The organism is Candidatus Hydrogenedentota bacterium (assembly GCA_013359265.1).
Taxonomy (GTDB): domain Bacteria; phylum Hydrogenedentota; class Hydrogenedentia; order Hydrogenedentales; family SLHB01; genus JABWCD01.
Genome location: JABWCD010000023.1, coordinates 85938 through 105701 on the forward strand (window position 1 = coordinate 85938; position 19764 = coordinate 105701).

16 protein-coding genes are annotated in these 19764 nt (G+C 60.7%); 11 read left to right on the forward strand and 5 right to left on the reverse strand.

The annotated features are described in order from the left end of the window. Window positions 1-63 precede the first annotated feature (63 nt). From HUU46_19020 to HUU46_19055, 8 genes are all read left to right on the forward strand, one after another. Window positions 64-1368 (forward strand): aspartate kinase, encoded by a 1305-nt coding sequence (locus HUU46_19020; protein NUM55738.1) that lies wholly within the window; start codon window positions 64-66, stop codon window positions 1366-1368. 18 nt (window positions 1369-1386) lie between these two features. Next, window positions 1387-2835 carry a pyruvate kinase gene (gene pyk, locus HUU46_19025; GenBank protein NUM55739.1) on the forward strand — a complete coding sequence of 483 codons (1449 nt, stop codon included), beginning with the start codon at window positions 1387-1389 and terminating at the stop codon, window positions 2833-2835. 319 nt (window positions 2836-3154) lie between these two features. Beyond that, a complete protein-coding gene (locus HUU46_19030; protein ID NUM55740.1) occupies window positions 3155-3916 on the forward strand; it encodes a class I SAM-dependent methyltransferase in 762 nt (253 codons plus the stop codon). Beyond that, complete coding sequence (gene bshC / locus HUU46_19035; protein ID NUM55741.1) at window positions 3907-5451, forward strand: bacillithiol biosynthesis cysteine-adding enzyme BshC; 1545 nt, start codon at window positions 3907-3909, stop codon at window positions 5449-5451. Before HUU46_19030 ends, bshC begins: the two co-directional genes overlap by 10 nt. Continuing rightward, entirely contained in the window at window positions 5448-6161 is a 714-nt protein-coding gene (gene bshB1 / locus HUU46_19040) for a bacillithiol biosynthesis deacetylase BshB1 (protein NUM55742.1), read from the forward strand. Before bshC ends, bshB1 begins: the two co-directional genes overlap by 4 nt. Window positions 6162-6321: 160 nt before the next feature. Beyond that, complete coding sequence (bshA, locus tag HUU46_19045; protein ID NUM55743.1) at window positions 6322-7443, forward strand: N-acetyl-alpha-D-glucosaminyl L-malate synthase BshA; 1122 nt, start codon at window positions 6322-6324, stop codon at window positions 7441-7443. A 19-nt stretch (window positions 7444-7462) separates the two neighbouring features. Beyond that, window positions 7463-8809 (forward strand): Gfo/Idh/MocA family oxidoreductase, encoded by a 1347-nt coding sequence (locus HUU46_19050; GenBank protein NUM55744.1) that lies wholly within the window; start codon window positions 7463-7465, stop codon window positions 8807-8809. A 176-nt stretch (window positions 8810-8985) separates the two neighbouring features. Then, window positions 8986-9390, forward strand: a complete 405-nt coding sequence (locus tag HUU46_19055; GenBank protein ID NUM55745.1) for a hypothetical protein — start codon at window positions 8986-8988, stop codon at window positions 9388-9390. A gap of 200 nt (window positions 9391-9590) precedes the next feature. Here the strand turns inward: HUU46_19055 and HUU46_19060 are convergent, their stop codons facing one another. Continuing rightward, a complete protein-coding gene (locus HUU46_19060; GenBank protein NUM55746.1) occupies window positions 9591-10655 on the reverse strand; it encodes a HEAT repeat domain-containing protein in 1065 nt (354 codons plus the stop codon). A gap of 110 nt (window positions 10656-10765) precedes the next feature. Here HUU46_19060 and HUU46_19065 point away from each other — a divergent pair, with 110 nt between their 5' ends. Next, complete coding sequence (locus HUU46_19065; GenBank protein ID NUM55747.1) at window positions 10766-12826, forward strand: hypothetical protein; 2061 nt, start codon at window positions 10766-10768, stop codon at window positions 12824-12826. 178 nt (window positions 12827-13004) lie between these two features. On the opposite strand, the gene HUU46_19070 is transcribed toward HUU46_19065, so the two are convergent. Then, entirely contained in the window at window positions 13005-14552 is a 1548-nt protein-coding gene (locus HUU46_19070) for a glycosyltransferase family 39 protein (protein ID NUM55748.1), read from the reverse strand. Between the two features lie 295 nt (window positions 14553-14847). On the opposite strand from HUU46_19070, the gene HUU46_19075 reads away from it, so the two are divergent. Further along, window positions 14848-16023, forward strand: a complete 1176-nt coding sequence (locus tag HUU46_19075; protein NUM55749.1) for a Gfo/Idh/MocA family oxidoreductase — start codon at window positions 14848-14850, stop codon at window positions 16021-16023. 10 nt (window positions 16024-16033) lie between these two features. On the opposite strand, the gene waaF is transcribed toward HUU46_19075, so the two are convergent. From waaF to HUU46_19090, 3 genes are all read right to left on the reverse strand, one after another. Continuing rightward, the gene (waaF, locus tag HUU46_19080; GenBank protein NUM55750.1) at window positions 16034-17035 is read right to left on the reverse strand and encodes a lipopolysaccharide heptosyltransferase II; all 1002 of its coding nucleotides are present in this window, start codon (window positions 17033-17035) and stop codon (window positions 16034-16036) included. 78 nt (window positions 17036-17113) lie between these two features. Then, entirely contained in the window at window positions 17114-17554 is a 441-nt protein-coding gene (locus HUU46_19085; protein ID NUM55751.1) for a hypothetical protein, read from the reverse strand. Continuing rightward, window positions 17503-17718 (reverse strand): zinc ribbon domain-containing protein, encoded by a 216-nt coding sequence (locus HUU46_19090; GenBank protein ID NUM55752.1) that lies wholly within the window; start codon window positions 17716-17718, stop codon window positions 17503-17505. The genes HUU46_19085 and HUU46_19090 overlap by 52 nt, the downstream gene beginning before the upstream one ends. Window positions 17719-18366: 648 nt before the next feature. On the opposite strand from HUU46_19090, the gene HUU46_19095 reads away from it, so the two are divergent. Continuing rightward, window positions 18367-19713 (forward strand): replication-associated recombination protein A, encoded by a 1347-nt coding sequence (locus HUU46_19095; protein ID NUM55753.1) that lies wholly within the window; start codon window positions 18367-18369, stop codon window positions 19711-19713. Window positions 19714-19764 lie beyond the last annotated feature (51 nt).

Genomic DNA, 19764 nt, shown 5'->3' on the forward strand with positions numbered 1-19764 from the left:
TCGAAAGGCAATTGGTGTTAGTCCCCCTTTGGAGGGGGATTCAGGGGGGATGTAGATTCATCTATGGGCGCTATTACATGTAAATTCGGCGGGACTTCACTCGCGGACGCGTCGTGCTACCGCGCCGTCGCCGATATCGTCAAGAGCAATCCGGACCGCCGCTTCATCGTTCCGTCCGCGCCGGGCAAGCGGAAACCCGACGACAAAAAAATAACCGACCTGCTCTACGCGTGGCACGGCCTCCTGAAGCAGGAACTCGACCCCGTCCAGCCGCGCACGATCATTGCCAAGCGTTTCGAGGAGCTCGCGCGCGAACTCCAGATCGATTTCCCCGTACAGGACCATCTCGAACGCATCGCGAGCGAAGCCGCAAAGTACGCCGAGCCGGACTACCTCGCGTCGCGCGGAGAATACCTCAGCGGACAATTGCTCGCGCGCCTGCTCGGCGCCACCTTCGTCGATCCCGCGCAATGCGTCCTGTTCGAGGACGACGGCGATCTCGACTCGCAGACCTACGATCTGCTCGGCGACAAGCTGAAAGGTCCCGGTATCTTTGTCATTCCCGGGTTCTACGGCTCCCTGCCCAACGGCCGGATCAAGACATTCTCGCGCGGCGGCAGCGACGTAACCGGGTCCGTCGTCGCCCGCGCTTCCAAGTCGTCCCTCTACGAAAACTGGACCGATGTCTCCGGCTTTCTCGTCGCGGACCCACGTATCGTCCCCGAAGCCCGCGGTATCCCCGAAATTACGTATCGGGAACTCCGCGAGCTTTCGTACATGGGGGCTAACGTGCTCCACGACGAAGCCATTTTCCCCGTGCGCGAGCCCGGGATTCCCATCAACATCCGGAACACGAAAAAACCGGAACACCCCGGCACGATGATCCTCGCGGAGCGCGTCTCCCGGGAGCCTATCGTCGGCATCGCGGGGCGCAAAGGCTTCATGATGATCAACATCGAAAAGGCCCTGATGAATAAGGAGCGCGGCTTCGGCAGGCGTGTGCTGACGGTGCTCGAAGAATTCGGCATTAGCTGGGAGCTGATGCCGTCGGGAATCGACAACTTGTCCATTATCATCGAGGACGAGGAAGTCGAGCACAAGACGAGCGCCATCATCAAGTCGATTCGGCGCACCTGCCAGCCCGACAGAATCTCCGTGACCGAAAACCTCGCGCTGATTGCGACCGTCGGCCAGGGCATGGCCGGCGCCGTCGGTGTCGCCGCGCGCCTCACTACCGCGCTTGCGAACGCAAACGTGAATATCCGCGTGATCGATCAGGGGTCATCCGAAAACAACATCATCGTTGGGGTGGAAGAAGGCGATCTCGAGCACGCAGTCCGGGCAATCTACCACGCCTTTACCGGCTAGGGTAACTGGAGCCACGTAATGCGCCGCACCAAAATCGTCTGCACGCTCGGCCCCAGTTCCAACACGCGCGAAACGATCGAAGCCCTCATGCGCGCGGGGATGGACGTCGCCCGCCTGAACTTTTCCCACGGCTCGCACGACGACCATCGCAAGACCTACACGCTACTGCGCCGCGTCGCGTCGGACCTCGGCCGAAACGTCGCCGTGCTCATGGACCTCCAGGGCCCGAAAATCCGAACGGGCAAACTCGAAGACGGTAAACCGATCCAACTCGTACCGAACGCTCCCATAATTGTCACAACTGAGCAAGTGCCCGGAAATGCCACTCGGATTTCCACCGTGTACGAGCGCCTCGCTCACGATGTCAAACCCGGCGATCGCATTCTGCTCGCGGATGGCGTCATGGAACTGCGCGTCGATCGCGTCACCCCTCCCGAGGTGTATTGCACCGTGCTGCGCGGCGGTATGCTCGGCGAGAAGAAGGGCATGAACCTCCCTGGGGTTGCTGTCAGCGCGCCGTGCCTCACCGAAAAGGATATCGAAGACCTCGAATTCGGCCTCGACCTCGGTGTGGACTATGTCGCGCTCTCTTTCGTCCGCAGCCCGGAGGATGTCATCGATCTCAAGAAGCGCATCGCGCGCACGGGCAAGCAGGCCGCCGTCATCGCGAAGATAGAGCGTCCCGAAGCCCTCTCCCGGTTCGCGGACATCATCGAGACAGCGGACGCCATCATGGTCGCGCGGGGCGACCTCGGCGTCGAAGTCGAGTTGCACCGCGTCCCGCAGATTCAAAAGACGCTAATCCGCATGTGCAACGAAATGGGCGTGCCCGTCATCACCGCGACGCAGATGCTCGAATCCATGATGACCAATGCGCGCCCCACGCGCGCCGAGGCCGCCGACGTCGCCAACGCGATCTACGACGGCACCGACGCCGTCATGCTCTCCGGCGAAACCGCGAACGGACAGTACCCCGTCGAGACCGTCGAAACGATGGCGCAAATCGTCGCGTGCGCCGACGACGCGATCGCCGCGGCGCCCGCGCACGAGATGCACGCGCGCCTGCGCGACCGCCGCGCGCACGAAGCCGGCTTCAAGGAAGCGATAGGCCAGGCCGTCGTCCGCATCACACAGGTCATCAATGTCAAACGCATCGTCGTGCTCACAAAGTCCGGCTTTAGCGCCATCGCCGTCTCACGCTACCGTCCGCGCACGCCCATCACCGCCATCACATTGCGCGAAGACACCATGCGGCGGTGCGCCCTCTTTTGGGGCGTCGACGCCGTCGCCTGCGTCCCACACGACGAACTCACCGCGCTCATCCGCGACATCGACGAAATCATGGTCGAAAGGTCCCTCGCGTCACTCGGCGATTCACTTCTCATCGTGGCGGGCGTTCCCCTCGGCGCCGGCGGCCGCACTAACCTCGTTCATCTCCACCGCGTCGGTGAAGAGCACAGCGTGTGACGCGATGACGACACGTAGCCAAATAGAAAAAGAGTTTTGGATTTTGGATTTTGGATTTTGGATTGGAGCCCAGGCAAACAAAGTCCGGACCCGCAGTAGTGGCATGCTCATCGATCCAAATACACGTTGCCTACGCTCGCCACACTCCTCACCCAACCCGTCCGCGTTGACTTCGTCCTATTGGTCCTTTTCGTCCTTTACTTCACCCGTCGCATCCGCGATCTGCCATTCCCAGCCGCAATCCAAGATCCAAGATCCAAAATCCAAAATTTTCTTGTCCCCGCCGCCGCCCAATTGGCGTGCGACCGGCTGACACCTCATGCCCAGCGACCGACCGCCCATCTCCCCGCCACCCGATTGGTACGAAGACGCATTCGGCGATCTTTACAACGTCATATACGCGCATCGCACGGTCGAGGCCGCCGCACCCGAAGCCGCATTCGCCGTGCAGGTGCTCAAACTCACGTCGCACGACCGCGTCCTCGATCTCTGCTGCGGCAGCGGCCGCCACCTTGTCCACCTCGCGAAAGTTGCCGGCTGCGCCGTGGGATTAGATTACTCCCGGCCCTTGTTACTACAGGGCCGTGGGCTTCTCGGGCCGCGTACGCGCCTTGTGCGCGCGGACATGCGGGCCGTCCCGTTTGACGCCGCGTTTGACGCAGTCACGAATTTTTTCACGAGCTTCGGATACTTTCTGGACGACGCGGACAACATGCAGGTGATCTCCGAAATGGCGCGCGCGCTCAAACCCGGCGGACGTTTCTTCATCGACTACGTCAACCCCGCCCACGTGCGCGATACACTGGAACCCGAATCACGACGCGTTTCTGGCAGGTACGAGATTGCTGAAAAGCGCTGGATAGATGAGGCAACGCATCGTATCAACAAGCGCATAACAGTGCGCACAAACGGTGTCGATACGTATCGGTTTTTCGAGTCTGTTCGATTGTATAGCGAGCAAGAAATGCGGTCATTGTTGCCAATTGCGGGCCTGCAGATTCAACGCATCTTTGGTGGATACTGTGACGCCCAGGGCCCATTACCTGAACGAATGATTCTCGTAGGTTGCCGATGCCGCTAAAGCGAATCGATACTGCCTATTTGGACGGCAGTGAAGAATTACTCCCCTTCTATAACGGTTTCCCGGAGTCGCTGTTCGACTGGGAGCCGATCGAGGCTTTTGTTCACCCCGATCGGCTGGCGGAACTTGAAGCTTACCAACGACGTATTGGCAATGACATTCCCGCGATGGAATGCACCGAAGTAGTTACGGGCCAGCAGCCGGCACTATTGAGCGGCCCCCTTTACACGATATACAAAATCGCGACAACGATTCGCTTGGCCGAACACCTGGGCAGTAAGTTCGGGTCGCGAGTCACGCCTATCTATTGGATGGGAAGTGACGACCACGACTTCGAGGAAGCAAGCACCGCACACATTCTGACAAAAAAGCACGAGCCGCTGGCGCTGACCTATAAGCCCGCGTCGGACATTGCGGACATGCCTTTATACAGGGTTCCGCTTGAACCGGCGTTGCATACGCTAATCGATCACGCCGCGGACGCGGCCCCGGGCTCGGATTACCGCGCAGAGGTACAGTCGTTCTTGCACGATTCGCTCGATGCATCGGAGTCGTTTTCCGAATGGAACGCGCGAATAATCGCCCGGCTATTTCGCGGGATGAACCTGCTCATCGTAACGCCGGAACTGCCTGAGGTCCGGGGCTATTCACAACACGTCATCGAAAAGGAGATACAAGAGCCGCTCATTTCAACGCGGCTTGTAAACGAACAGGGTAGGCGTCTTCAATCTCTTGGATTCGCCCCGCAAATCCAGAAGAAAGACAACGAGTGCGGTTTCTTTGTCGAAGTGGCCGGCCGCCGATCGAAGGTCACCTACGACGATGGCCTTTTCGTCGTGCATACCGCTCGCAGCAAGTATTCGCAGAGCGAGATGCTCTCGATGCTCCAGGACGAGCCGCTCCTGTTTTCGCCGAATGTCGCGCTGCGCTGCATTGCGCAGCAGTTGCTTTTCGTACCGCGAGCGTACATAGGCGGTCCCGGCGAGATTTCGTATTGGGCGCAATTCAAGACGCTGTTCGAACACTTCGAGGTCACCATGCCGACGGTATATCCGCGCGCGCGGTGTGTGCTCACGACTACAAAGTTGGCCCAATTGTGCGCTAAGTTTGGTCTGGAACCCGCGCATCTGGCCGAAAGCGCGCCCGAGGCACTGCTGGATAGCGCGCTGCGTTCCGCGATTACAGACCCGGAGTTGGATCGATTCAGAAATCGCCGTAAGGCGATCCTGGAAGAATTGACCTCGTTATCGAACGAACTCACCAAGTCGGTGGCCGCGTCGCGTGACTTGGCCGAGCGCGTCGGTGGACTACTTGAAAAGTTCGAGTCGGAATTACTTCAGCGCAACGAGACGCAGGCCGATGCGGTTCGACGACAAATTACACGCCTCTGCAATGCCTTCGCGCCGTTTCGCAAACCGCAGGAGCGCGTCTATACAATCTTCTCGTTCCTCTTCGAGCACGGCTGGGACCTTATTCCACGTATCGTGCGGGGAATTGATATCGAGACGTTTGGAATCGACGAGATCGAATTGTGAGCCAAATGACAGAGTTAGATGTATTGGCCGTCGGCGCGCACCCCGACGACGTCGAGGTGGGAATCGGCGGCATCGTCGCGAAATTGGCGAAGCAGGGCCATCGCGTCGCGATACTCGACCTGACCGAAGGCGAACTCGCCACCCGCGGCAGCGTCGAAGAACGCCGCGCGGAAGCCCAGTTCGCCGCAAGGATTCTGGGCATCGCGCAGCGCGCGAACGCGAAACTGCCCGATGGAGCCATCGCAAACGATGGACCCATGCGCCAGACGCTCATCGGCATACTGCGTTCGCTACGCCCGCGCGTCTTGCTGTGTCCGATGCACACGGACCGTCATCCGGATCACGACGCCGCGCACTATCTCGTGCGCGACGCGAACTACCTCGCCGGGTTGGCCCGTATCGATACCGGCCACGCCCCGCACCGCGCGGCGCATGTTTGCTACTACCGCGTCTATGGCGAGACTACACCGCCCAATGCGGTGATCGACGTGTCCGAAACCTTCGAGACAAAGCTCGCCGCGTTGCGCGCGTACAAATCGCAATTGTTCAACCCCCAATACGAAGGCGCGGAAACATTCGTGTCGTCGGAAACGTTCTGGAATTCAATTGCCACCCGCGCTTCCTACTGGGGCGCGCGCATCGGCGTCGCGTACGGTGAACCGCTCTACAGCGAAACGCCAATCGCGCTTTCGACATTACCGGGCCTGTAGCGTTTCGGAGTGCGGTTGGGCGTAGAATCCGCTGCGGACGACGCTGCCGCTTTGGCTCCCGTCGGAGTTGGCGCCTTGGATAAGTTCTGTGCTGTAACGCGTCGCGCGGCGCGGTGGGCATGAAAATGGTCTGCGCGCACTGATGTGAAAAGGAGTCTGCATGCGCATTGGAATCACGTGTCATCCGTCTGCCGGCGGCAGCGGAATCCTCGCGACCGAACTCGGCCTGGCCCTTGCCGAGCGCGGGCACATCGTTCACTTCGTCAGCTACGAAATTCCGTTTCGCTTGCAGGGATTCCACCAAAACATCTTCTATCACTCCGTCGACTTCGTGACCTATCCGTTGTTCCGCCACCCGCCGTACTCGCTCGCCCTTACGACCAAGATGGCCGAAGTGGCCGAGGAACACGACATCGAAATTTGGCACGCGCATTACGCCATCCCCCATGCAGTCTGCGCCATTCTCGCGCGCGACATGATGACCAACGGGAAAAAGTTCAAACTCGTCACCACGCTGCACGGCACCGACATCACCCTCGTCGGCACCGACCCCGGTTTCTTCCGCCTCACGAAGTACGCCATGGAGAGCAGCGACGCCGTCACCTCCGTTTCGAATTGGCTTACGGAGGAAACGCAGCGGGCGTTCAAACTCAGCGTCCCCGTCCGCACGATTTACAACTTCATCAACCTGGAAAAGTTCGGTACGCAACAGGTCGAACGCTGCTCGCTCGCCGAAAAGGGCGAGAAGATCGTCATGCACATCTCGAACTTCCGGCCCGTCAAGCGCGTCACCGACGTCGTCCGCGCATTCAAGAAGATCAGCGACCGCGTCAATGCGCGCCTTATCATGGTCGGCGACGGTCCCGAGCGCCTTTCCGCGGTCGGTGTCGCGCGCCAGCTCGGCATCACCGACCGCATCAAGTACCTCGGCAACAATGAAAACATCGAGATGATCCTGCCCTGCGCCGATCTCGTGTTCCAGCCCAGTGAACACGAAAGTTTCGGCCTCGTCGCCCTCGAAGCAATGGCCTGCGGCGTCCCCGTCCTCGGCACGGACAGCGGCGGCGTCCGCGAAGTTGTGGTCAACGGCGAAACGGGGTATCTTTGCGAAGTGGGCGACATCGAGACGATGGCGGCGCGGGCCATCGACATCCTCACGGACGACGAGCGGGCGCGCGGCATGGGCGCGCGCGGCCGCAAACACGCGGAAGCGCATTTCGCGCGCGACCCGATTGTTGCGCAATACGAGGCGCTCTACCGGGAATTGTTGAACGCACAGTGAACTCTGGGAGGGTATGGGCATGAATCGAAGGACATTCTTGGGCAGCTCGGCGACAGCGGTCATCGTCGCGGGCACAATGGCGAAAGGAAAAGTATTCGGCGCGAACGAGCGCGTGCAAATCGCGGTCATCGGCACGGGCGGACGCGGCTCCGGCCACGTCGGCTTCTACTCGCAACACGAGTGCGCCGACCTCGTCGCAGTCTGCGACGTCGACAAAGGGCGGCTCGATGGTGTCGCCGCAAAGGTAAAGGAAGTCTCCGGCAAGACGCCGTTCGCAACGGTGGACATGCGCGAGATCATGTCGCGCGACGACGTCGACGCCGTCACCACCGCGACGCCGAACCATTGGCATACGCTCGTGTCAATCTGGGCCTGCCAGGCGGGCAAGGACGTGTATGTGGAAAAGCCGCTCTCGCATACCGTGTGGGAAGGGCGCCAACTCGTCGCCGCGCAAAAGAAGTACAACCGCGTCGTGATGCACGGCACGCAAAGCCGTTCGAGCAACACGTGGATTCGCGATATCGAACTCATGCGCGAAGGCATCATCGGCGAAATCCACACGGCGCGCGGCACGGGATACAAGAATGGCAACCGCGGAAAACTCGACCATCACGAGGACAGCGATCCGCCTGAAGGCCTGAACTGGACTTTGTGGCAGGGTCCCGTGCCCGATCATCCGTACAACGAAAACTACGTGCCCTACAACTGGCACTGGTTCTGGCGCTACGGCAACGGCGAAATCGGCAACCAGGGCGTCCACGAAATGGACAAGTCCGTTTGGATTATGAACAAGGGGCTCCCCGTACGCGTGTACAGCGCGGGCGGCCGGTACACGTACAAAGACCAAGGCGAAACGCCGAACACGAACACCGCCATCTTCACCTACGCCGACGGCACCGAACTGATCTTCGATGTGCGCAATCGCTTCACCAACCGAGAAGGCGGCAGGATTCTCGGCGGCACCATCGAGAAAGACGGCACTGTCACCGGCGGCGGCAAGTTCAAGGAGTGTCCCGGCTGCGGCGCGATGGCCTACGGTTCGAAGGGCTACTACATCGAAGGCGTCGGCTTTTTCGACACGGAGGACAAACCCATCGAAACGCCGCCAAACCCGGAAACACCGTCCCATTCGAACTTCATCAATTTCGCGAAGGCCGTGCTCTCCCGCAAGCCCGAGGATAACCCCTGCGACGCGCTCGTAGGGCATATCTCCGCGGCACACTGCCACCTCGCGAACATTTCGTACCGGCTCGGCCGCTCGCTCAATTTCGACCCCGCCACCGAAAAATTCATCGGCGACGACGAAGCGAACGCCCTGCTGACGAAGGAGTACCGCAAAGGCTTCGAGGTCCCGCAGTTGGCGTAATCGAGTCGCCAAGGGTACCTTGCGCGCCCGAGATCATTGACAAGCGCGTCATCGCACGCGATAATGAAGGGCTTCTCTCGCTGCGGAGAGAAGCCCTTTTTCCGTTGCGCGGCGCAACTTGGGTTTTGCGCGGCGCGGTGTGCGGAGTCATCTCGCGGGGGTGCGGGAGTCCTTCCATGCACAGAGTGCCCATGGGCCGCAAGTTCGGCGGGCCCGAAATCGCATTGATCGCCGTTGCCCTGGCGTTTGCCGTTCCAATGACGGCGTGGTGGCACGGCCTATACCAACAGCCCGATGTCGCGCGCACGCAGGCGCGGTCCACTGCGGTGTCTGTTCCGGCGTTTTCTTTTCCCCCAGAATTATCGGCGCGCACGTTCGTTGCCACCGGCTACATCGTTAACGCCGGCTCAACCACCGGCGAAATCGCATTACCATCGTTCATACCCGACGCCTACCCGCAACACTTTGCTCCGGATCCGTCAACGGACCCGAACCAGACGTTGTTGCTCGTCATCGCGCTATTGGGCACCGTCGCTGCGGGCGTCTACAGCGTGGGCGTGTACCCCGCGCTGCGGCGTTAGCCAATCGCAATTCCCGTCAGACCGCCCCCACAAATCTAGTGCTCTACGTCATTTGAATTTTGCGGTTCCAGTCACGTGGAATACCGCCCGGCACGGAGACCGGGCGCTACAAACATCAACAAAATCGATTGACGGGGACCACTAGGTCCTTTTCGTCCTCTTGGTCGTTTAGGTCCTTCAGGTCCCTTTAGTCCTCCGCGTCATTTCCCCGCCGGCAACGCCTTACCCATCTCGCGCAGTATTCGCTCGACCGTCTCCCTGCGCGCGCCGCTCCCGCTGTTGGCGACTTCGGAAACAGCCTCCCACGCCTCGGGCGTGTCGAACTCGACCAATGCCGCGATCCCTTCGCCCAGCAACCCGATCTGAAACGACGTACCCTCCTCGTCCGGCGTAAACTGCAACGCGCTTTTGATATGCGGCAATTCGTCCTTCGCCTTTAGCAGCGCGAGCGCGCGCAACAACTGAAAATGGCTCTTGCGCCACTCGTACGACCTCTCCTCCAACAACACGGCAATCGCGTGCGCGCTTTCGGAGTCACCCGACTCGCCCAACCCGCGCGCCGCCGCCGCCCGAATGTCCGGCGCGTAATCGCTGATGAACCACGTGCGCAACTCCGCAATCGCCTGCGGACCGCCCAACAAGCCAAGCATTTCGAGGTGATACAAGATTCCACCATTGATCCCCGACTCGAAAATATGCACATCCGACTTGTCGGCGGACCGCAGCGCCGCGATAACTTCAGGCACCGCTTCCTGTCCGCGCGACAATAATTCCTCGCGCGCCTCCGCCCGCAGCGAACCATTTGGTCCTGATGCCTGACCCGAGAGCATACGGTCGGACATCAGCCCCGGCGTCACGCGAACAAGCTGCATCCCGGCCAGGGCCGCCCCGCCGGCGAACATCGCAATCGCAAAAGCCACAAGCGCGCGCGATCGTTTCCCACGGGCGAGATACCGCTCCCGTTTCCAGACAATCCAACCAATGCCACCAAACAGCGCACCCGCGCCGCACAGTCCAGCAACGAGGAACGCAAACAGCATCACCGCGACGCCCGCGCCTTCGCCCGGCGACGTGATCGCCAGCCCAACGGCTGCGCCGCCGAACCATCCCACGATGCTGAACACGACGCTCGCGCCAAACACAATGGCCAACGCCGCACCCAACCGCCGGTACCCCCGCCCCATCGTTAGCAGCGCCGCTCCAACGAATGCCGCGATCACAGCCATGCCCACCGGCGCCGACAATACAAACCGTTCGAAGAGCATGTGCGCGCCCCCTCCGGAATTGCCCTAATCCTAGATCAAGCCCTGCCTAAAAGTAGCATGCCCCATTTTCCTTGCCGTAAACGAACCCGCTACACTTCCCGCGAGCACGCATGCACACCATCGAAGCGGAGGATACCGTGCGCCATAACGTGCAAATTGTGTCGATACTGTTCGCCGCCGTAGCCTCTTTCTCCGAGGAAGCCGTCTTTCTCCAGAACAGCTTCAATTCGTATCCCGCGGGTCCGCTGCTCGGCGTCGTCGGCGCCCGCGCGGAGTACCACTACCTCCCCGAAACCACCCCGCGCGGACCTTGGGCCGTTTCCACCTTCCGCTCCGACTCCGAGTCGCAACTCGCGTGGCGCGCCATTCGCGTTGACGGCAAACCCGCGCTCGCGATGATGACGCCGAACAAGATGAAACACACGCACCCAATGGTCGTCGCGGGCGACCCACTGTGGACCCACTACGCGTTTGCGGTCGAGTTTATCGTTCCTGAAAGTACCGGCCGTTGCGGCGTCGCCGTCCGCTACCAGAACGACCGCTGCTACTATTTCTTTGGCATACAAGACCGGAATGCCTTGCTCGTTCGCGTGCGCCACGAAAAAGCGTTTCGCGATCCCGATGAGGTCGTGTTGGCGCAAGCCCCTTTCACGCCCGAACCGGGCAAGACGATTCGAGCGCTTGTCGTCGTCGACGGCCCGAAGCTACACGCGAAATTGGGCGACGCTGTCTCCCTGAATGCGGAAGATTCAACATATGACCGGGGGCGCGTGGGGCTGCTGTCTGATGTGCCGGTCACATTTCTTAGCACCCTCGTCATAATGAGCGCCGAGGAAAAAGACCGTATCCACGCGCTGAACGCAAAACGCGCGGCGGAAGAGAGCGCGCTGCAGGACGCAAACCCAGAGACCGTCCTGTGGAAGAAAGTCGCGCTGCGCGACACCGGCGTCGGCCGCAACCTGCGCTTCGGCGATCTCGATGGCGACGGGCAAATCGACTTCGCCGCCGGGCAAGTCATTCACCACGGGCCCAAAGACACCAACAGCGAGATCAGTTGCATCACCGCGTACACCTTCGACGGTGAGAAGCTCTGGCAGGTTGGCAAACCGGACACGTGGCGCAACCATCTCACGAACGACGTCGCGTTTCAGATTCACGACTGGGACGGCGACGGCAAGAACGAAGTCATTTACTGCGCAAACTTCGAGATCGTCGTCCTGGATGGCGCGACCGGCGACGTGAAGAAACGCGTCCCCACGCCCAACACGCCGCCCAATGCGAAGCCCCCGCACAACGCCTTCAAACAGATTCTCGGCGACTCGATCTACTTCTGTGATCTTCGTGGCGCCGGACGCGACGCCGACATGATCCTCAAGGACCGGTACATGAACTATTGGGCCTACGACAACGATCTGAACATCATGTGGCGCGGCCAATGCATGACCGGCCACTATCCCTACGCCGCCGACGTCGACAATGACGGAAAGGACGAAGTCCTGATCGGCTACACGCTCGTCGACAACGACGGCACAAAGCTATGGTCGATCGAAAGCGGCCTGAAAGATCACGCCGACGGCATCGCAATGGCACGATTTACAGACAACGGCCCCTGGCGCGCGTTGTGGGTCGGCAGCGACGAAGGCACAATCGTCGCGGACATGCAAGGCAACGTATTGAGGCATCACCGCCTCGGCCACGTGCAGAACCCCGGCATCGCGGAGTTCCGCCCCGACCTCCTGGGACTCGAAACCGTCTCGATCAACTACTGGAGCAACCAGGGCATCGTTCATTTCTACAACGCCGAAGGCGATCCCTACCTCGATTTCGAACCGTTCCAACACGGCAGCCTCTGCATGCCAATCAATTGGACCGGTGCGCCGCCCGAGTTTGTCGTGCTCTCCGTCAACGCCGACGAAGGCGGAATGGTCGATGGCTGGGGACGACGCGCCGTGCGCTTGCCCGCCGACGGCCACCCCGACATGGCCTACAACGTCATCGATGTAACCGGCGACTGCCGCGACGAAGTGGTCGTGTGGGACCCAACTGAACTCTGGGTTTACACCCAAAGCGACAACCCAAAATCCGGCAAACTCTACAAACCCGCGCGCAATCCCCACTACAACGACTCGAACTACCGTTGCGTCGTCTCAAGCCCCGCGTGGTCTGAATAGGCCGTCGCGTTCATCGATTCCTCGTTCCCAGTACCATTCTCGCTACAAACTTTCCAGTTGGTAACGCGCTCTTGAAAAGCTCCGCTTTGGCCTCCCGCCCCCACGCAAACTGCACGCGTGCTCGCACGTCGACCAAGTCGAACACGCTGCCGAACGCGCGCTGAAAGCGCACCGCAACTCAGAACCCCTGCGGCGTGATCGTCTTCCACGCCTCCTGGACCGTCTTCGTCGGCTTACGGCAGATCTGGATTGGCACATTATTCTCGAACCGATTCACGTGCTCGCCGGTAACCGTCGCCGCCAACTCCACTTCTTCATACAACGCAACGTTCTCGCGCGTGAGTCCAACCGTGATGCCAACCTCGCCCGTGCGCTCCCCCGGACCCCAATAGTAATACGTCATAAACGTGCACAACGCATCCGGCAACCCGTACTGCTTCCCGAAGAAATCGATCGCGCCCGCCTGCCCGTAATTCCGCGTGATGATGATGCAGTTCTTCTGTTCCTCGGCACTGAGCGACTCGTACACCTTCGCAACCTCAGCAACCAGGTTTTCCCAACCGTGCTGATCCCGCCAATCGCCGGTAATTTCGTGCGCCGTGTTCTCGTCAACCAAGCCGCCCGTCATGGTTCGGATTGCTTTGGGCGCAGTCTCGATATCGAGCATTGGCAATCCCAACGGCGCCGTCCAGATGAGACCCGCAACCGGCAACGCGAACGCCGCGCGCTTCAGCCACCGGCTGTCCGCGACAAACGCCTGCCACGCGAGCGCGCCGCCCGCGAACAACGCGGGATACACCGGCGCGAGGTAGTACACCTTCGCTTTCGATATCACCATGATCGTGTACACCGTCGCGCAGATGAGCCCCAGCGCGCGATACGTTCCACCGCGCTTCGTGAACAACAGAAACACAAGCCCCGGCGCCCACACGAACGCGTTGAGCGGTCCCATATAAAGCACCTGCCCCAACATGAAATCGAGAAACGAGATTCGCTGCATCGTGTGCTCGTTGAGCTGCTTCACGAACCGGTACGTTGCCCAATCGTGGTTGTACTGCCAGATCAGGTTCGGCAGGAAGATTAGCAACGCGATTGCCCCGCCCAAGTACACCCACGGACGCAAGAGGTGTTTGCGCAGCGGCGTGAGCACAATCGCGACCGCCACGCCCGTTCCGAGAAAAAGCACTGTCGGCTTGTTCAGCAATCCCACGCCCGCAATCGCGCCAAACACCAGCCATAGCTTTTCGTTGCCGCCGTTCACGATGCGCGCCAGCACCAGGAAACACGCCGTCCAATACACCATCTCGAACGTCGGAATGTGCAGAATGCTGTGCGCCCGCAGATACGCCGGCGTCGCCACCATCACCGCGCACACGAACGCCTGCGCCCACCGCCGACCGCCCATCTCCCGCACCAGCAGGCCCGCGAGTATCACACTCAACGCTCCCGCCACGAGCGACGGGATTCGCAACGCCAGCAGCGATTCCCCGAACAGCGTCTGCGTCAGCCGCGCCATCCACGGCACCATCGGCGTGTGATCCACATACCCGAAACTCAGGTGACGCCCGCACGCGATGAAGTACAGCTCGTCCCGCTGAAATCCGTACCGCGTAATAAACGCGCCGTTCAAGACCACCTTGAACAACGCGAAATATCCGATGATCGCGTAGTCTGTCCGCCACCACGCAGGCTGTCGCTCGTGCTCTGTACTCGCTTCTACCGACATTGAAACTCGTCCCTCCCGCCACATTCTACGATGCTTCGCCGCCCCGCAGGGTTTACAGCCCGTTCGCGTGAAGCACCTCGCTAATAGTCCCCGCATTCGCGCGAAGCACCTTGGAGTGCGGAGCGGCAACTCCGCCTTTCTTCTTTGTTTGCCCACGCACCACAAACAACGCGCCGGCGCTCCAGCACGCGCCATTGTGTGCAGCGTGGCAAGTGCGATATCGTGCGGGGCGCGGCGCAAACGGTACAATCGCGGGAATCTGGGCACTGAAACTATAGCCAGTGGGAGAGCAACCATGTCCATCGATCGACGGACCTTCTTGGCGGCAACGGCGGCGGCATCGATCGCGTCCGCATCGGGCGGCGCAATCGCCCAAGGCAAGAAATACCGCGCATGCGTCATCGGTGACACGAAGGACGGCGGCTACGGACACGACGTCCACCTCATCTTCAAGACACGCCCGGACGTTGAAGTCGTCGGTCTCGCCGATCCTGATGAAGCGGGCCGCGCCCAGCGCGCCGCCGACTGCGGCGCGAAGACGCAGTACGCCGACTACAAGGAAATGCTCGCGAAGGAAAAACCGGACCTTGTCGCCGTATGCCCGCGCACGACGCCCCGCCACAAGGAGTACCTGCTCGCGTGCGCGGAAATCGGCGCGCACGGCTTCATCGAAAAACCGCTCTGCGTCGATCTCGCCGAAGCCGACGAGATTATCGCGGCAATCGACGCAAAGAAACTGAAGTGGACCATCGGCTTCAATTTCCGCTCGACGCCCCTCGTACAACACGCGCGCAAACTGCTCGTGGAAGACAGAATTGTCGGTTCGATCCTCGAAGTCCGCAGCCGTGGAAAGGAAGATGACCGCGCCGGCGGCGAAGACCTGATCGTGCTGGGTGTCCACCTCTTCGACATGATCAACTTCCTCTTCGGCAAACCGCAGTGGTGCTATTCGGACATCACGTTCAACGGCAAACCCGCCACGAAGGAAAACGTCACCGAAGCGACCGAACCCCTCGGCCCCATCGTCGGCAATCGTATCACCGCGGCCTTCGGTCTCGGCAACGGCGTCCCCGCATTCTTCTCGAGTATGAAAAGCAAAGACGGTAACGGCGGACGCTGGGGCATCGACGTCTACGGCACGCAAGGCGTCATGTCCATCCGCCAGAACATCGGCCCCGAAATCTTCGTGTTGAAAGACAGCTCCTGGTCACCTGGCGGCAGCGACAAAAAGTGGGAACCCCTGCCCAACGCGCCCCAATCCCCCGACCAAGGCGATCACCTGCAGCGCTACTCGATTATCGTCAACGATCTCATCGACTCGATCGAAAAGGACAAGCAACCGGTCATCAATCTCAACTCCGGCCGCGACGCCCTCGAACTCATCCAGGCCGTCTTCGACTCCTGCGTCCAAGGTAAGCGCGTGGAAATTCCCGTAGAGGACCGCACCCACCCACTCAAACGTTGGGCGTAAAACGCTACGTCTACAGATACTTCAACGCCGAACTCACCACCCGCTCCACCGTAATCCACGTCATGCACCGGTGATCCGTCGAACAAACCGGCTTCTGGCACGGTCCGCAATCGACATCCACGCGCAGCACTTTCCCCTTCTCATACGGCCCGCACGAATACTTCGGCGACGTTGGCCCCATGATGCACACCACCGGCACGCCGAACGCCACCGCGATGTGGCGTGTGCCCGAGTCGTTTCCGATCAACAGATCGAGCTGTGAAATCGCCGCCTTCAGTTTCACGATCGTCTGTGTGCCTTCGTCGTACCGAATCAGCGGATACTTCGCATTGCGAATAACCGCATTGCGCGTCTCTTCCTCGCCGGGCCCAGTTAACAACACGCACCGCGCGCCCGATTTCTCCTTCAGTTCATCTGCAACTGCTGCATACCGGTCCGCCGGCCACAGCTTGCTCGGACCAAACGCCGCGCCCGGCGCAATGCCCACCAGCGGCCCCCCGCCTTCGAGATGCGGACGCACCTGCGCCAGCGCCTCCTCGCTCGCGCGCAGCTCGAGTCCCTTCCCGTCGTCCGCGCAATCCAATGGCGCCAGCAGATGGAGATACTCCGACGCCATGTAAATCGGTTCGATGACGCCGTTCACGCGATGCGGCTCGACGCGATCCGTCAACAACCACGAACGGTTCCCGCGCTTGTATCCGACGCGCCGCCGCGCGCCCGTCATCCACGCGAGAATTGCCGCGCGCGCCGAGTGCGGAAAAACGATCGCGGCATCGCGCGCGAACGGCCGCAATTCTCGCGCAGCGTTCAATATCTGGATTAAGGTCGGCCTCGACACCACCGCAACGCGCCGCGCAATGTACGGCAATCCGTCGAGCAAATCGCACGCAGTCTGCCGACCCGCCACGGTCAATTCCGCCTCGGGATACCGCCGCGCAATTGCGCGCAACGCCGGCGTGCACATCGCCACGTCGCCCACCCAGTTCGGCGCCAGCGCGAGAATACGCTTCACAGCCCGTTTCTTTTTGGAGAGAGCGCGAGAGAACCTTTTTCTCTCCGCAAAGAAGAAGGTCCTCTCGGAAATGACTGGCTAGGAATCACGGTGTTGGCGGACACGTTTGCCGAGTTCGGTGAGGAACTCTTCCTCGCCAAGGGTGGACTGCCACAGCTCGCGCTTGTCGCGCAAGTGCCGGCGGATGATTTGGCCCGCCTCCAGAATCGCAAACACCATCACCGCGAAAAAGAAGATAAACAGGCAGATGAGCACGAAGACCGACTGCTTAGGGTTCTCCCGATACTCGGCTATCTGCAACCCCAACAGCAGGACAACGATGATCGCAAGCAACAGGTAGAAGCTGGTGGGCCGGTACTCCGCGATGGTCTGCCACCCCTTGCGCACGTGCATGCCGAGGGTCTTCACCTCCTTCGGCTCGTCCCCAGCGCCGGATTTGTCGGACCTGTCCGCCATCGAGTGGGCCCTCAGTTCATCCCACAGCCGCCCGGCATCCGGCAGCACGACGGCGCCCCGCATGGCATTGCCGGCTCCGCCGCGCGCGACGTCACCGCCGCAAACGCGCTCAGTTGCTTTGCCATCCGGTTCGACCCACAGTCCGGACATAGCGGCTTCGCGTCAGCCCGAACCAACAGCTCGTGCTCCTGCTGGCAATCCTCGCAAACGAACCCAAACAACGGCATGCGATCATTCTCCCGCGCCCCAAATTAGACGTTCTTCCGCACATCCAAATCCTAACACACGCACGAAATACCCGCAAGAATAGGCGCTTTTCGCATTTATCCGCAGCATGCATTTCATACAGACCACTATATCTAGATCGTCGATGACGGCGAGCTGTAAACATACTACTCGACGGAGCAATTACACTAGCCACAATACATGCTACAACTCATAGAATAGCCTACAGTTTATGGTGAAAATCACCCCAAAAAATTCTTGTTGACAACCCGAAGAAAGGTGTTGACAACCCCTATATGTTGTGGTAACATGCCTCCAGTGCTTGGAACCACTTGGTGTGGATCTGGTCAACGACCCCATTGCACCGTGGAGGTCGTTCCGCAGCCCAGACCACTAAGGATCCACACGCTCTATGTAGCGTCTGAGGCCAACGACCGCAGCCCAATGGTTTCAGGTTAGTACGCTATACCGTGACCCTCTTGCGCCAAGAACACGGATAACACGGTATCCAGGCACTCCCCGCACTGAGCGGCGGGTTCCCAAGGCCCGCCGCTCCCTCCTTTTGCGGCTCGAAAACCGGACCTATCGGAAACGCAAACCCTTGAACACCGGTTGCGCCCGAACACAGCGTTTTCTTGTACGATGTCCCTATGCCCGAAGACCTCTTCACACACGCCGCCGCCGATCGCATCAAGAAGGAAGCGCCCCTCGCCCGCCGCGTCGCCCCGCGCTCAATCGATGACATCATCGGCCAGGAACACATCCTCGGGCCCGGCAAAATCCTGCGCCGCGCAATCGAAGCGGACCGCATCACCTCGCTAATTCTCTACGGCCCCCCGGGTTGCGGGAAAACCGCGCTCGCGCGCGTCATTGCCATGCGCACGCAGTCCGCATTCGACAATCTGAACGCGGTCACCTCGGGCGTAAAGGAACTGCGCGCGCTCATCGACACTGCCAAAGCGCGGCGCCTCCACGACGGGAAGAAGACCATTGTCTTCGTCGACGAAATCCACCGCTTCAACCGCGCCCAACAGGACGCGCTGCTGCCCGACGTCGAAAACGGCAACATCGTTTTGATCGGCGCCACAACGGAAAACCCGTTCTTCTCCGTCGTTGCGCCGCTGCTGTCGCGTTCGCAGATATTCGAACTGCACCCGCTCACCGAGGACCACGTCATCGCATTGTTGCGGCGCTCCCTGTCGCACCCTGAACGCGGCTGGAAAGACCTCGACGTCAACGCGGACGACGACGCATTACACCACATCGCGCGCTACGCCGAAGGCGACGCGCGGCGCGCGCTGAACGCGCTCGAGATCGCCGTTCTCACGACGCCGCGGGAAGCCGGCGCAGTCCACATCACCCGCGCCGGCGCCGAAGAATCGATCCAGCGCAAGCTCATCCACTACGACGGCACGGGCGACGAGCATTACGACGCCGCGTCCGCGTTCATCAAGAGTATGCGCGGCACCGATCCCGATTCCGCGCTCTATTGGATGGCGCGCATGCTGCACGCGGGCGAAAGCCCGCGCTTCGTCGCGCGCCGCATCTGCATCGCCGCGTCCGAAGATGTCGGCAACGCCGATCCGATGGCGATCGTCGTCGCGACCGCCGCGTGGCAGGCCTGCGAATTCATCGGCATGCCCGAAGCGCAGATTATCCTCGCGCAGGCCGCGACCTACGTAGCATGCGCGCCAAAGAGCAACGCAGCGTACTTGGGCATCGCCGCCGCGATGGAAGACGTGCAGCAAGGCAAGGCCGTCGCCGTGCCGAAACACTTGCAGGACACGCACTATCCCGGCTCGCAACGCCTCGGCCGCGGCGAAGGCTACAAGTACCCGCACGACTTTCCCGGCGGCTATGTCCCCCAGCACTACGGCGTCGAACGCGGATCGTATTACCATCCCGTCGATCGCGGAAAAGAAGCAGAGTTTGGGGATCGGTTGGGGCGCGCTGTCGAGGAAGACGAATTGGCTGCCAACGATTCTCAGGATGAATGACTGCCTCAATTCTTCGTGCTCGTACTTCTCAAGCGCCACCACATCGTTCAT